This window comes from Termitidicoccus mucosus (assembly GCF_038725785.1).
GTDB classification, from domain to species: domain Bacteria; phylum Verrucomicrobiota; class Verrucomicrobiia; order Opitutales; family Opitutaceae; genus Termitidicoccus; species Termitidicoccus mucosus.
Genome location: NZ_CP109796.1, coordinates 3,214,492 through 3,229,976 on the forward strand (window position 1 = coordinate 3,214,492; position 15,485 = coordinate 3,229,976).

8 protein-coding genes are annotated in these 15,485 nt (G+C 62.2%); all 8 read right to left on the reverse strand.

Annotated features, from left to right (window positions below; all coding sequences use genetic code 11):
• Positions 1 to 68: 68 nt before the first annotated feature.
• Positions 69 to 1,583, reverse strand: a complete 1,515-nt coding sequence (locus tag OH491_RS11385) for a sodium:solute symporter (protein WP_068771299.1) — start codon at positions 1,581 to 1,583, stop codon at positions 69 to 71.
• Positions 1,580 to 2,644 (reverse strand): sialidase family protein, encoded by a 1,065-nt coding sequence (locus OH491_RS11390; RefSeq protein WP_084442365.1) that lies wholly within the window; start codon positions 2,642 to 2,644, stop codon positions 1,580 to 1,582. Before OH491_RS11390 ends, OH491_RS11385 begins: the two co-directional genes overlap by 4 nt.
• Positions 2,645 to 2,746: 102 nt before the next feature.
• Positions 2,747 to 3,685 carry a dihydrodipicolinate synthase family protein gene (locus OH491_RS11395; RefSeq protein WP_068771298.1) on the reverse strand — a complete coding sequence of 313 codons (939 nt, stop codon included), beginning with the start codon at positions 3,683 to 3,685 and terminating at the stop codon, positions 2,747 to 2,749.
• 33 nt (positions 3,686 to 3,718) lie between these two features.
• Complete coding sequence (locus OH491_RS11400; RefSeq protein WP_084442364.1) at positions 3,719 to 5,839, reverse strand: FG-GAP-like repeat-containing protein; 2,121 nt, start codon at positions 5,837 to 5,839, stop codon at positions 3,719 to 3,721.
• Positions 5,840 to 6,241: 402 nt separating this feature from the next.
• Entirely contained in the window at positions 6,242 to 9,505 is a 3,264-nt protein-coding gene (locus tag OH491_RS11405) for a TonB-dependent receptor (protein ID WP_068771296.1), read from the reverse strand.
• 707 nt (positions 9,506 to 10,212) lie between these two features.
• Positions 10,213 to 13,617, reverse strand: coding sequence for a DUF4450 domain-containing protein (locus OH491_RS11410; protein WP_068771294.1), 3,405 nt, complete (start codon positions 13,615 to 13,617; stop codon positions 10,213 to 10,215).
• A gap of 269 nt (positions 13,618 to 13,886) precedes the next feature.
• Positions 13,887 to 14,348: a Dps family protein gene (locus tag OH491_RS11415; RefSeq protein ID WP_068771293.1), complete on the reverse strand. Its 462-nt coding sequence runs from the start codon at positions 14,346 to 14,348 to the stop codon at positions 13,887 to 13,889.
• 166 nt (positions 14,349 to 14,514) lie between these two features.
• On the reverse strand, positions 14,515 to 14,790 hold the full coding sequence (gene rpsP / locus OH491_RS11420; RefSeq protein WP_068771292.1) for a 30S ribosomal protein S16: 276 nt from the start codon (positions 14,788 to 14,790) through the stop codon (positions 14,515 to 14,517).
• Between the last annotated feature and the right edge of the window lie 695 nt (positions 14,791 to 15,485).

Genomic DNA, 15,485 nt, shown 5'->3' on the forward strand with positions numbered 1-15,485 from the left:
ATGAGGGAGTGTGTTGCCGCATGCCCGATTGCGTCCGGGCCATTCTGGCCGGAAAAGAACATATTATATCATTTTGCAGAAGCCGATGTTTTCCCGGAGCCGCCCAGGGATGCCACCAGCAGGCCGGCGAGCAGCAGCGCGGCGGTGCCGAAAACGATGGTCAGGAAGGAGTGGAACGGGCTTTGCCAGCCGGTGAAGAAACCGCCCATCTTCGGCGACACGCTCATCCAGAGGATCAACAGGACGCCGACCGCGACCCCGACGAGACCGGCGGGTTTGCCGGCGCGGCGCGACAGGAAGCCGAGCAGAAACAGGCCCAGCATGCCGCCGCCAAAGATGCCCGCCAGCGTCCACCACGCGTCGAGCGCGCTTTTTACATTGATCATGCCAAACGCAAACAAGGTCCCGAACACGCCCGCGGCGATCGTGCAGACATACAGCACGAGCATTTTCTGCCGCTCGGTCGCCTTCTTGTTTATATAGCGCTGGTAATAATCATTGAGAAAAATCGTGGCCGAAGAATTCAGACTGCTCGATATCGTGCTCATGGCCGCCGCGAAGATGGAGGCGATGAGCAGCCCCGTCACGCCTTTCGGCAGGACGGTCACGATAAACCACGGAAACACGTAATCGCTCTTGTTGGCGGCCCGGTATTCCAGCGGAAGCTCCGAAGGATGCGTCGTGTAATAGGCAAAGAGCGCGGTGCCGATGAAAAAGAACACCGCCGAGACGGGCACATACATCAGCGCTCCTATCCAGAGGCTCCTGCGCGCGTCCCTGTCCGACTTCGCCGTGTGAAAACGTTGCACATAATTCTGATCCACCCCGAAATTCTGCAGATTGATCACCACGCCGTATACAAGCACAACCCAGAACGTGGGCTCGGCGAGATTCAATCCCATGCTGCCGAGGCTGAACTTGTCGTGCTCCGCGGCGATCCGGAACAATTGTCCCGGCCCTTCGGGCAGGCCGGTGATCATGAGCACGGCGCACACCAGCGCGCCGAGAATCAGCACGACGGTCTGCATGGCCTCCGTCCAGATCACGCCGACGATGCCACCGACGAATGTATATAATGTCGTGCTGATGCCGGTGATCAATATGATCCAGCGGATGTCCCAGCCGAGCAGCACGTTCATGGGCAGCGCCATCATGTAGGTCACCGCCCCGATGCGCGCCAGCTGGGTGAGCAGATAGCAGGCGCTCGCGTAGATGCGCGCCCAGCCGCCGAAACGCTCCTCGAGGTGGGAATAGGCGGAAATGCAGCCGCTGTTCCTGTAAAATGGAATGAAATATTTGACGCCGATCCACGCCGCAACCGGGATGGCGAGGCTGAAGACAAACGAGTTCCAGTTCGAGGCGAACGCCTTTCCCGGCAGCGCGATGAAACTGATGCTGCTGATGTAGGTCCCGAGGATGGACAGCCCCGTGAGCCAGCCCGGCAGGCTGCTTTCGGCCGCGGTGAAGCCGTGCACGGAACGGCTCTTGCGCCAGCAGGCCAGCCCGATGGCCAGCGTGAGGGCGAAATAGGCAAGCAGGACGACGATATCGAGCGTGGCAAAATGGCTTTGTGCGGCGTTCATAGCAGTGAGGGATTGATGACGACATGCCTGATACGCTTGCGGTCCCATGTGTAGGTGGCGTGCACAAGCCCGTCGGCCGTCTGGATGATGGCCGGATACGCATAGCCCTCGGGCAGCGGCGCGTCGTCGAGCGTCACGGAACGCCGCCACTGGATGCCGTCGTCGGAAAGCGCGAGACCGATGGGATAACGCCAGCCTTTGCCTGGCCTGTCGGGACGATGGGCGGAGTGATTATATATGAGCAGCTGCCGCCCGTCCCGAAGCGTGACAGCGTCGGTGCCGGAATTCGGATTGGGCAGCCCCGTGGCGGCGAGCGGGCTCCACGTCCTGCCGCGGTCCTCCGACCAAGTCATGGCAATGACACCCTGGCGCGTGCGGCAAAGCGCCTCGAGGCGGCCTCCGGGGAAAAACAACACGCTGGGCTGGATGGCATCAAAATTCGGCCCCTTCCTCACCGGGCCGATGACTGTCCACGTTTTCCCCGCATCACGGGAACACTCGAAATGCACCTGCCAGCCATCCTTGCGCGATTCCGTGCTGGAAGGGGAAAGCCACGAGCCGTCGGTGAGGACAACCGGCTTGTTTTTTATCGGACCGAGAATGCCGTCGGGAAGCCGCTCGGGCGCACTCCACGTATGGCCGCCGTCGGTGGATTTTATTTGCATGCCCCACCATGTGGTCGGTGACGGACCCACTTTATAAAACAAGATCAACGGCGCACCTTTGCCCGGCGGCTGGAACAGAACGGGATTCCATGTCGGATGGCGTTTGCCGTCAGGCTGAAGGCCGTCGGCTACATTTTTCGCCTCCGCCCATTTGTCATTTTCAAAATGAGAAACCCAGATGCAGACGTCGGGATTTTTTTCCTTGGTGCCGCCGAACCACGCGGCCACGAGTTTTCCCGGCGAAGTTTCCACGATGGTCGAGGCGTGGCATTCAGGATAGGGCGCGGTTTCGTATATGAACCCGGAACGCAACACCGCCGGATGCGCGACCGCGCTGGCCAAGGCCAGGCAGCATGACAATAATAACGAGGGAATGAATAATATATAGCGGGGCATGGGGATTTTTGGGTTGCCGGCCCGGCGTCATGCCGGACCGGGTTGTAAAATAACGCGCCTCTTGGACGCGGCGGCCTGGGACAGGGCCAGGCCCTCGATCAATCAACGGGCGGCGGTCGCGGCGGGGACCGCATCGAAGCGCGGGAGACCCCACTGCTCGAAAGCGACGCCGAGATCCCGGACGATGCCATCATATATCTTTTGCGAACTCGGGGACACGCGCGCCTTGGGTTCGCCGGTGGGCACGCCGCGCGCGGCCATGCCGGCGGCGACGTTCAGCGGGAAGGTCAGGCGGTCCACGGTGTCGCCCACCTGCTTCAGGCGCTCAAACGCCGGATGAATGTCGCCGGGCGCGCCCTCGCGGCAGACTTTATACAAATGCAGCATCAGCTCCGGGGCGATGTTCGCCAGGCCGCCGATGCAGCCCACCGCGCCGAGGCCGAACACCTCTGGCAGGCGCGTGTCGGCGCCGGAAAACACGACGAAGTTCTTCTCCCTGCCGAGCGCGATGAGTTCCTTGTGATATTCGAACTCGCCGCCGCTTTGCTTGATGCCGGCCATATTGGCGCGGTCGGCAAAGGCGGCGACCGTCCCGATATTGATGCGCGTGCCGGTGAGGGACGGAAAATTATATAGAAACACCGGCAGTTGCGAGCTGTCCGCCGCGTGGAGGAAATGCTCCAGCACGTCATCCTGCGTGTTCGGATAAAAGCCGGGCGTCATGATGGTGACGGCGGGCAGGCCGAGCTGGCGGGCGGTGCGCCCGAGCTCGGCGACGACGCGCGGGCGGATGTCGCTGATGTTGGCCAGGACGGGCAGGGGCGCCGCCAGTTCCGCCACGGTCGCGAGCGCATCCTGGCGCTGCGCGACCGTCATGTGGGGAAACTCGCCCGTGCTGCCGAGCGCGAGAATGCCGTAAACGCCCTTGGCCTTGAGCCACGCGATATTGGCCGCGAGTTCGCGCTTGAGCAGGTTGCCCTCCGCATCGGCGGGCAGCCACAAGGCCGCGAGAATTCCTTTTTTCGGTACTTTGGATGACATGGTGTTATGGAATGAGTTGAATGGAAAATAATATTATTTTTCCGCGCGCGGATTTTTCATCAGGTAGAAAAACCCGTCCTCGGCGCCGACGAGCAGCTCCTTGATGCCGTCGCCGTCCCAATCCGCGGTGGTCGGCGAGGTGCTGTGTCCGGCGAGCTTTTTGCCGTCCACCGGCCCCATGTCCTTGAAAATCCATTCGCCGGGCTTCCGGGACACGTTTTTATAGAGATTGATATTCACGGTGTTGACGAGCAGGTCGAGCTTCCCGTCGCCGTCCCAGTCGGCAAACTCGAAGGTGCGCCGTCCGCTGCGGCCGGCCTCGCCGTAATTCATGCGCAGCGGGCCGTCCGACTCGCCGTCCTCTTTGGCCACGCCGCTGGAGTTGAACTCAGACAGCCCCTGCATCCTGAAGATGCGCCGGCCGGGCAGCACGAAATGGTTTCCGTCGCGGACAACGTGCTTGAAGAACGCGAGGTAACCCTCGTGGTCGGGCGCGACGAGATCGGGGACGCCGTCGCCGTCGATATCGATCATGTAGGGCGTGCAGCGCCACTGGAGCACCAGTTCGTCGCCCTCGGGGTCCCACCAGTTCCACGCCGGTTTTTGGACCGGACCGTCCCACGCCGCGCGGACGGGCTGCGCGGCGGCGAGTTTCGGCTGCGAACGGGTGCCGGTGTTTTTATACCAAAGGATTTTTCCGATGATGGAATTGGTCATGATGTCCGGCAGACCGTCTCCGTCCCAGTCGGCGACATGGATGTTGGTATAACCCCATTTGGCCTCGGCGGGCCCCTGGATGGAGCCGTTGTAGCCGGCCTGAATCCAGATGCGTTTGCCATCCGCCTCGAGAAACTCGGGCGCGGCCCAGCGGGCGGGACTGCCGCCGAGGTTTTTGATAAAGGCCATCTCGCCCGCGGTGTTGCCGGTCAATATGTCGATCAATCCGTCGCCGTCCCAGTCCACCGCCACCGGCGTGGTGAGCACGCCGAACTTCACGTGGTCGGCTTCCTGCCGGAAGAAGCGCGGCGGCTTGAACTCGGGCATGTTGCGCACGAGCGGCTCGTCGCGCGGATTGGAGCGCTGCTCCGACTTTATAATATTTCCGGTGTTTTCGAGCAGCGCCACATAGCCGTCCTCCTGGGCGACGATGAGGTCGAGCCTGCCGTCCTTGTTCCAGTCTTGGGCCGTGACCACGATCATCTCGAGCGGCATGGTGAGCGGCGCGCCGTCGAAAGTCAGGCGGCGGCCCGGGGCATAGTCGGGCTTTTCGCGCGTGCCGATGTTTTCATAAAAGGTGAGGCCGTCCACAAACTCGCCGCAGATGAGGTCGAGTTTCCCGGTGCCGCGGAAATCGCCGAACACCGGCGAGGGCATGCCGTATTGGTCGATGTCGCGTCCGTCGGTTTTCAGGCGGAAGGGCTCGGCGTAACGGGGTTTCTCGTTCGTGCCGAGGTTCTTCATTATATAAACGAACCCGTGCAAAGGGCCGTTCGTCCAGCGGCCGTTGGCATCGTAGGCGTTGTCCCATCCGTAATCCGTCCAGTCGCCGGCGCCGAGCACGAGGTCGAGCTTCCCGTCGCCGTCGAAATCGACGAAGCTCCACTGCTCGCCGCGGATGCGTCCGGAGGTTTTGTGGATCTCCTTGGCGATGAAGGGAAGCTCCTTGCGCGCTTTGCTCTTTGTATTGATGCCTGCCTTCAGAAAATCGGGATACTCATAATTTGCGGCGGTCACGCGCACGCTGCCATCGGGCAGGTAGGAGGGCGTGACATCGTTGCGGCCGGGGCCGAGGTAAACGGCCTTCTTGAAAACCTCCATGCCGGTGGCGGCATCCTTGCGTCCGGTGTTCTCAAAGTAATAAGTGCCGCGATCAGGGGATGCTCCGGCCACCACCACGAGGTCGGGCAGGCCGTCTCCGTTGAGGTCGCTCACCACCGGCCAGGCCCAGAGGCCGACGCCGAGGTTCACGACGGCGGAGGGATTGTTGTGTTCGAGCCGGGTGAGTTTTTCGGGCAGTTTTTTCTGCTGGGCGGCGGCCTCGGGGGCGGTTCCGGCGGCAAACAACGCCACCAGCGCAGCGCAAGCCAGCGCAGCCGGGATAGGAAGGGAATGACAATCAGAGGACCGGGGAGTGGATTCAACTGGATGGGACATGATGGATGGGAGTAAGGAATTTGGGTGAGTTAGCTAAATCGCTTGAGCTTAAGCGTGGGAACTTTTGTTGCTTCCAATTGAGCGATTAAAAATCATTTGCGGGATAGATAATTGACAAATTATGCTAAAATGATTTAGCCAGCGTCAAGGATTTTCTTCAGGCGACCTGATTTCGTGTTCTGCGGGCGGTGAGCAGCGGGCAGGGCGAGGCGTCCCGCCGAGCCGCCGCCCTGCCCCACCTGCCGACTGCTTGCCCGGCCTCTTTTTCAGAATGGGCGGCGGCGAGGAGGCCGGCGCTCCCTGACATGTCCGCTTCCCATCCATCGGACAAAAAAGGCGGCCGCGTGATGCGGCCGCCTCGGGGAAAAGTGATCGGGCAGTCGCCCGGCCTCAACTCTTGGCTCAAAACTTCAGGCGGACACCGGCTTGGATGCGCCAGCGCGAATCGCTGTTGTTGACCAAAAACTGCGAGCCCGAAGCGAAGTTGATCGTGCCATCGGAGTTGAGCGAGACGGTCGGGCGGATGCGGCCGTCGGCACCGTAGCTGGCGTTGCCGAGCACACGGTTCTGGTTGCTGTTGCTGGGATTGCCGAGTGTCTCGATGTAGTTGAAAATATCGTCGCTGAGCCAGCTGCCGAAGTTGATGAAGCTGGCGAAAACCTCGACCTTCACCGGACCATGGACATGAATCTCCTGGGAGAGGTGGAGATCGAGGCGGCTCTGCCACGGACCGAGGAAGGCGTTGCGCGGAGCGTAGCCGCCGGCGTGGGCGGCCAATTCGCTATTCTGCATAAAGGCGATGTAGGCATCGCGTGCTTCGGCGCTGCTCATGGCCGAGAAGTCGAAACGGGGATCGTCGACGCCAGTCGGGACGGCGAGGGTGTCGTTGCCGCTGGAGCCATCGCCGTTCAGGTCGCCCGAATAGACATAACTGTAGGGCAGGCCGCTGCGGCCTTCGTAATAGAGGGTGGCGGTGGTCTTGAATCGCTTGAAGAAATTAAATTCCTTGCTGATGGATGCCTGGATGCGATCCTTAACTTCATAATCGGAGCGGGTTCTCTCCACCTGGTTTTGGTTGAAGACGATGTTGTATTGCCACTGCGAGCTGGCGGTCGAGCTGCCGCCGGGCTGGGCCTCGGTGGCCTTGCCGCGGGTATAGGTGATATTGTAGGACCAGCCATCCTTGAACGGACGGTCGAGCGAGAAGGCAACATAGTCGGAGCCGCCGACATCGGTATTGCCGAAACGATACACGCGGTTGAAGGCCGTGCTCTGACGGCCTGAGAAGCGGGTGCGTCCGTCGGCGCCTTGGCCGATGGGGACCAGGTTGATCTGGTCATAGAAAATGGCTTCCATGACATCCGTGCGGATGTATTCGACCGAGAAAATCGAGTCGAGGAAGGGCAGTTTGATGTCCACGGCGAAGTTGCCGCGCATGTTGGTGGGGAGTTTCAGGCCCGGCTTCATGAAGGCGACGTCGCCGCCGCCGGTGGTCGCGGTGGTGGTGCCCATCGGATTGCCGGAATTGAAGGAGTAGATGGGATCGGTGCTGCCGAAGGTGCCGCCGAGGTATTGGCCCAGTGTCGGCAGGCCGAGGCCGGTGTCGGAAGAGGGCGTGAAGCGGCCAAAACCGGCGTTGCCGTAGGAATTGGAAACCCAGACCCACGGGTTGCGTCCGAGGAAGACGCCAACGCCGCCGCGGAGCTGGATCCTGCGCTCGTCGTCGAGGGCGTAGTTGAAGCTCAGGCGGGGAGCGAATTGGTCGGCGCCGTCGATGGTGCTGTCGTTGCGAACGCCAAATGCGGTTTCGAAGGCGGGGTTATAGGACGGGTCTATCGGGCTGCCGAGCACATCGTAGCGGAGGCCGAGCGTGACGTTGAAACGGTGGCTGGGTTCCCACTTGGCCTGGACGAAGAAGCCGGTCTGCTCGAAAGTGCTGACGTCGGTGCCGGGGAAGCCCTCGGTCGCGACGTTGCGGGCAAAGAAGACGGGCGTGGCGGTGGCCAGGTCGAAGCCCGGCGCATAGTTATAAACGAAACGACCGTAGGAGCCGTTGCGGAAGAGGTTTTCGAAATCGGTCTCCTCGCGGTCGAAACCGGCCTTGAAGGTGAGATCCTTCCACGAATAGGTGATGTTGCCGCTGTAGCCAATGGTTTTGCTGATGATGCCGTTGCCCATGCTGCTGTAGTCGGTGCCGAAGAGCAGGGCGGTGTTGGTGGTGAGGGCATCCCCGGTGGCGAAAGAGGTGCCGGGCACGTTGAGGAGGATGATCTCCGGCAGGTTGACCGGGGTGGAGCGCAGGGAGGTCGTGTCGTTCTTGGAGAAGGCGAACTCGGTCTTGAGATTCGGGGTCCAGTTGCTGAAGAGCTGGGCGGCCCATACTTCCTCGTTAACCGCAAGGGTATAGTATTTGGAATCAAAAGTGGTGACTCCGTTGGAGAATGAGGCGCCCAGGCCCGAGGGAAAGCCGGAGGGAGCGCCCGTGCTGCGGAAGTCGGGATAGCTGGGTTGATTGCCCTCGGTCTCGCTGTAGCGGACGGTCAACCGGTGATTCCTGGTGATGTTCCAGTCGATTTTCACGAGTTTCTTCTCGTCCTCAAGCAAGGCGCCGCCGACGCTGCCAAAGGAGCCAAAGTTGGGAGAACCGGGCAGGGAACCAAACTGGCCGGCCAGGCTGGAAAGCACGGTGCCGTCGGGTATGAAACCGGGATTGGTCGCGCCGCCGGAAGGGTTGCTGAACTTTTCATAATTCACGAAAAAGAACAGCTTGTCCTTGATGATCGGGCCGCCGAGGGTGGCGCCCCACGTGCGCTCGTAGAAGGTGGAGGTGCGCTGTCCGGCGGTGGTGCCGAAGACATCCTCCCCCTGCCATTTATAGGAAGTGTAAACGTAATAGGCGGAGCCGTGGAACTCGTTGGAGCCGCTCTTGCTCACCGCATTGATCGAGGCGCCGGCAAAGCCGCTTTGCGTGACATCGTAGGGCGTGAGCTGGATGCTGAAGTTTTCGAGCGCGTCGAGGGAGAAGGGATTCTTGAGGGAGAAGAGGCCGGTGGACGAGAGGCCGAAGTTGTCGTTCTGGCGGGCGCCGTCGATGGAGATCGAATTGTAGCGGTTGTTCATGCCGAGCGCGGTCACTTGCGCGCCGGAGCGGATCGAGACGAAGGGATTGGTCTTCATCATGTCGGCAAAGGAGCGGTTCGTGGTCGGCATGTTATTGATGGCATGGTTGTCGAGCACGCTGCTCGCGCCGGTGGCGGCGGCATTGAGGTCGTTGATGGAGGCGCCGACGACAAATCGTTCGAGCTGGATGACCTCGCCGGTGGCGACGAGGGTCACGTCGCTGTCGCCGCCCAGGCTGGTGTGGACGTTTGCGAGCGGCTTGATATCGTAGCCGGCGATGGTGGCGGAGACGGTGTAGGGGCCGCCGACGCGCAGGCCCGAGACACCGAAACGACCGGAGGCGCCCGTGATCGCGGTGGCGGCGGTGTTGGAGGGTGTGTGGATTACCGTGACGGCAGCGCCGGAGAGCGGCCGGCCGGCCTCATCGACCACGGTGCCGGTGATGCCGGAGGAAACGATGCCTTGGGCGGAAGCGGTGGGAAGGGACACCATGAAGGCAAATCCCGCCGCCGCGATGGTGAACAATTTCAAGAACGTTTTATGCATGGCATTGGTCGTTTGATTTGGGTTTCGAGAATATAGTCCCCAAAAAGACGATTAATACAGCGAACGGGGAATGGCAAAGGAGAGTCAAGTCCAGCACCCTTCCGTCACACGATATTTCCATGACCGTAACCTTTCGAAGGAAAAGGCATTTCAATGGGCCCTCCCGCGCGGAAAAATCGAGCGCGCGCATCCACGTTTTACCCGTGGGAAAAAATTCAAGGCGCCCGCAAAATACGGCCACCTTCGCAACATGCATCCAGCCTAATATTAATCATTTCTAAAAACCAGGTTCGTCGCTGTTTTCGATGCCTGAAAAAGCATGTTTTTCACGCGACGGCGCGACGGCACAAAAAAGGCGTCAAAGCGAATCCGGGCGAAGCGACATGCCTGCCATTCTCATGGAAATTATTAACTTGGCGAATCATATTAAAATAGCGAAGAACCCAAAACTATAACAATGGAGGGGCGGACTCCATGATGGCCGCGCTGGAGCGTTTTAAATAATATTGTGGCCGCGTCGGTTAACCCAAAGTGAGTCAGATTTCGCTGGCGCTGCAACCGATTGGGTTGCAGCGCCAGCGACTACAATTTTACTTGGGATGCCCTATTATATTCCTGAGCGTGGATTTATATAAAATCCGCCTTTATAAAATGCAGGGTAGGGTTTGGCACGGACAAGGATGCCCGTGCCACCCCGGGCATTGCCTTTACCGCTCCAAGGTCACGGCCATGAGGCCGATGACGACTTCGTTGCTCAGGGTGCGCAGGGTGAGCGAGCGCAGCTCTTTTTTCGGGTCGAGCGGGAGATGCAGCACGGTCGCCGCACCTCCGGGGATGGTGCGGCCATTGCCCTTGAACTCGTCCGCATCGAGCGCGCGAAATTCGCCGGTTTTCAGGTTCAGCCGCGCGGGCGGCGGCGTGTCACAGCGGAATTGATAGTCGTCGTAAAACAGGTCCTGCTCGATGGGCCACCACGTGTCGGGATTGCGCAAGGCGAGGCGGGTGTTCGTGCCGTCGGCGTAGGTGACAATCACCTCGCCGTTGTCGATGCGGCTTTGCATCCAGTTGGTCGAGCCCGCCATCAGGAAATACGCATGGCGCGCACGGCCTTCGAGTCGGACGGCCGCCTCGCCGGGGTAGTTGTCCCAAAGCGAGGTGAAAAGGATGTTCGGCGCCTCCGGCTCGCCCGGCGTGGCGAAAAAAACGCCGTTGGGAAGCGTGACACGGCCGCCGCCGGTCCGCGCGGCGGCGCGCAGACCGCTGTCGTCGATGTCGGCGGTGGCGTTCACGTGGCCGGCCCACGCGCCGATGCCTTGCTTCGGGATGGCGAGCGAGACGTGGGGCGAGCGCGGGGAGCGGTATTCGTTTTTGAAGATTTGCGTGACGCGGTCGTTGAAATGAGCGTCGAGATTCACCGGCGAGAATGTCGCACCCTCGGCAGGCGGAACACTCCAATCGATGGGCGGATTCAAAAGCCGCTGCAATGCGGCCTCAAAATGCGAGCCCGCAGGAAATTCATCGGCATCGGAATAGATAATGCCGTCGCCGCTCCATGTGATTTCGACCTCCAATTTTTTCGCCGGGATCAAGCGTTCGATGGCGAGATATTGACCGGGCAAATTCCGCGCGTGCAGCGTCCGGGTCTCGCCGGTCGTGGTGCATGTGACCGTCGCAGTGCCGCTCAAGACGGGGACACGCAGCGTGACGGGCGCCGGTAGCGGGCCGTGTTGCTCGATGACGAATCTTTGCACCTTGCCGTCGCGCTCAAACGTGTAGCTCACGTCGGGATGCTTGATCGAGGCGCGCGTCCATTTTCCGGGGAAGCCGGGCGCGATGACAAGCTCGCCGGCAAGCGCGTCGGGCTGCACGCCGAAAAGCCCCTCGACCACCGCGCGCGAGGTCACGCCGCTGCCGTCGGCAAAATCGCGCTGGGACTCGCGGCGGTAAACGTCGAGATAGTTGAGCGAGCCGACGTTGCCCGGACAGATGCCCATGAACATGCTCGCGAGCAGCGAGCTTTTCATGAGCGTGAACGCGCGCTCCGGCACTCCGGCCTGCCAGAGACCGAGCGCGGCGTGGATGTTTTCGCCCATGACGACATTGTTGACCGACCAGGTGTAGGGCATCCAGTCGGTGGAGGAGCGCACGCGGTAATCCCCGTCGTCCGGCACGCCGGGACCGCGCACCGGAATGGCGGGGTAACGCGCATTGACGTATCGGGCCATTGAATACGCCTCCTCGCGCGTGACGAGGCCGGCGTCCATCGTGTGATAAAACGACCAGAGGCCGGGGCTTTCGTGGAGACGGCCCAGGCCGAGGAGATCGCGGAACTCGCCGAACATGCCCACGCCGGGCATCCAGAGAAACTCGCGCATGGCGCGGGCGATGAGCGCGGCCTCGCGTTCGTAGGGCGTGGCGTCGAGACCGAGGAGACGCGCGAGGCGGGCGGCCTGGGTGTTGTGATACCAGGCGTAGGCGGAGGCGTAGGTGACGCCGCCGCCGTGATACTGAAGATCGTCGCTGGCCCAGATCTGCGCGTAGGCCTCGTAGAGCGGAAGTCTCTCGGGGCCGAACTCGCGGCGGAAAAGGCGGCGCTGCCATGCCAAATGGCGCTCGATGACGGGCCACAACTCGCGGGCAAAATCGAAGTCGCCCGTCCAGAGGAAATGGCGGAAGAGCGCGTCGATATAGACGGTGTTCATGTCGTAGTGCGAGTTGGCCATGTCGCCGTTGCTGTGGAGCGCGGCCTCGCTGCGGGCGAGGTTGGCGTTCTCGTCGGGCGGCGGGAGCTTTGCGGGGACGGGATCGGTGTTCTGGCGCGTGGCCCAGTAGGCGAGATGGCGGCGGGCGCGGTCGTGCCAGCCGAGCGCGTCCATCGCGTAGGGGCCGCGCCAGCCGAGGAGCTTGGAGCGCCACGCGATCGCGCCGTGCATGACCGCGCCCTGCGGCTCGTCCCAGACGGCGTCGGCGCCGATGTTGAGCGCGGCGACGGCGGCATTGATGAAGGGGTCGGGCGTCTCGACCGCGATTTGCGAGCGCACGGCCGCGAAATGCGCGGCGGCCTCGCCAAAGACGCGCGGCAGGTCGGCGGCGGCGCAGGCGGGCGCGAGCGGGATGGGCACGGGCACGGGTTTCGCGCCGGGGCGGCCGGCGGAGGTGACGGCGGCGTAATCGGCGAGCTCGGTGGAGACGGCGGCGGCGGAAGCGCCACCCGTATCTGTTTCCTGAATACGTTGCAGGCAAAGGAAGAGCGGCCCGACGCCGCCGGCTCCGGCGAGCGGCATCACGGCGGTGACGACCGGGGACTGCGGCACGGACGCGCCGCCGGCCGCGGAGGCGAGGAGCGCGGCGGGCGAGGACCAGTACGCGGCATCGGCCAGCGCGAGCCTCGCGGCGGCGGGGAACAGCCCGGCGATGGTCGCGGGGCGCGCGCGCAGCGTGAAGCGCGGGCCTTCGAGCGCGAAGGCGTTTCCGGCGCAGGCCTCGGGCTTGAGCTGGAAATACTCGCCGATGGGCACGGCCTCGGTGCCGATGTCGCCGTCGCGTTTGCCGCGTCTGCCATTGAGTCCGCCGTAGGCCGCGATGAGTTCGAGGCCGCCGACGGATGCGGGCGCGAGGTTTTTCGCCTCGACGCGCACGATGAGGCCGTCGGTCTGGTGGAGCGCAATGGCGTGGAGGCGCAGCACGGCATCCGCGCCGAGGAGCGGGTCGCGGATTTCGTAAAGCATTTCGCCGGGGCGGTAGCGGGCGGTGACGCGGGCGGCCTCGTGCAGCCATTTCGCGGAGCCGTCCGCCGCGCGGATGCCGAGGCGGAGGTTGCCGCCGCGACCGGGCAGGTAGAGCGAAAACTCGGGCATGTCGCCGGCATCGACACGGAAGGCGGTGTGGCCGCCGTAGAGCGGGCGGTTGAAAAACTCGCCGCCATTTTCGATGACGAAGTCGTGCCCGTCGGGCGCATAACGCAGCGGACGCTCGATGTTGTGGACAAGATTGGGCTGGAGGCCGCGCGGCTGGAACATTTGCGCGGCGGGCGCAGGCACGGACGCGGCAGAGAGCGCGAGGGGAATTGCGAGGAGGGCGAGGCGCGGGAACAGGGCGGAAGTTGGTTTCATTGGGCAGACAAGTCGAGGGCGGGCGGGACGGCTCGCCTTATCCAAGCACATGAAATGCGGCGGGAAACTCCTTTTGACATCGGACAGTTTGCAGGGCGGTTCTCCAAGAGGGATGCGCCCGGACTCTTTCCGCCGGTCCCGCGCCGCCGCGGGACGCGGGCATGGGGCGCGTTTCGGCGCAAAAAAGCCCGCGCCGTTTCGTGCGCGGGACTCGATCGGCGAATGATGCGTGGCGGAGAGTTCCCGTCCCGCATCGCGCGCGGAGGGATTCACTTCATCCAGCTCTTGAGCATCCAGACGATCTTCTGGTGCCACTGGAGGCGGGCGATGGCCATGTCCTGCGTCTCGGCGTCCTCGGCCTCGCCGGCGGCATCGCGCAGGGCGGTGAAATCCTTGATGGTCTTTTCGTGGGCCTCGAGCAGGCTCGTCACGTAGTCGCGGGCCGAAAGGGGGCCGGAAGGCTCCTGCAGGCCGGACACCTTGGCGAAACGCCCCAGCCCGCCGATGGCATAGGCCTTGAGAAACCGGATGCGCTCGGCCAGTTCGTCCACCGCGGTGAAGAGATCCTGGTATTGCTCCTCAAACGCCGTGTGCAGCGAGAAGAAGTTCGGGCCCTCGACATTCCAGTGCGCGCTATGCGTGAGCGCCATCAGCGAGTAGGAGTCGGCAAGGACGAGGTCGAGCAACTCGACCACGGGAGAGGCGGATTTGGATTTTTTGGATTTTTTCATAAGCGGATGGGATGAGTGAACCAGAAACGAAAATCCCTTTCAAGCAACGAGACCATGTATTTTCCGCACACCATGGATTTTGCCGGACATCCTAGAAAAACAAAATCCCCGGGCGCGGGGCGACCGGGGAAAAGGAAAACGCACTCGATGGCGCGTGGCGCGAAACTCAGGCCTCGGCCGCGGCAGGCTCGGCGGCGGGGGCGTTTTTGCGGGCTTTTTTGATGAGGCCCTTGGCGGTATCGGTCGGGAGCGCGCCCTTGGACAGCCAGTATTCGGCGCGGGCGACATCGAGGGAAAGCTGCTCCTTCTTCGAGCGGGGCGTATAGGTGCCGAGAATTTCGACCGCCGCGCCATCACGACGTGAACGGGCTTCGGCCACGACCACGTGGTAAATCGGGTTGTGAGTGGCGCCGATGCGGGAAAGACGGATTTTGAGAGCCATGTGATTAACTTTTACGGAGACTGTTTTTGGAAAAGTCGGTTAATGCACCGCCCCGCGCAAGCAATGTCAAGCGCACTCTTGCAAAGGTAAAACGATGCGCCGCATTTGTAAAAAACAGGCGCTGGACGGCGCGGTCGCGCTTCCGGAGGAAAACCAGGCGCCGCCAACGCAATTCCGCGCTCCGAAACCGCGCCTCCTGCCACCTCAATCGCCCCGGTGCCGCTCCCCCACCCGCTTGCGGGGTCGGTCGGCCGCCCGGACCGGAGAACTTCCCGCGCGTCGAATGGCTCCGAATCCGGCGCGCCGGGTGGGTCGCGGAGTGTCTCGAATCCGCCCGGCCCTCCGGCGTCCAGCCAGCCTTCTCCAGAGCGGCAGGCAAGAGGCGCGCACGGCGGCCCCGCGCGCGGTGCGGCAGCCTGTCCGTCCATCCGCTGGTGACGCGAAACGCGGTGATTTATAAATTTAACCTTATCGAAACATGGCTATTATAAAAAATTAAGCGGCCATGATTCGTCCGGTCGCGTCAAAATAATGCTAACAGGCGAAAATCAGCGGCAACTCAGGCCACCACGCAAGATTGCAGCAGTTCATGTGCTAACCACAGGCGATGCCATTATCAGGTTAATTAATGCAGCCGCATTCTTGCAAATTAATATATAATTAACCAGATCTGCCTCACTGAGTTAATTATATGT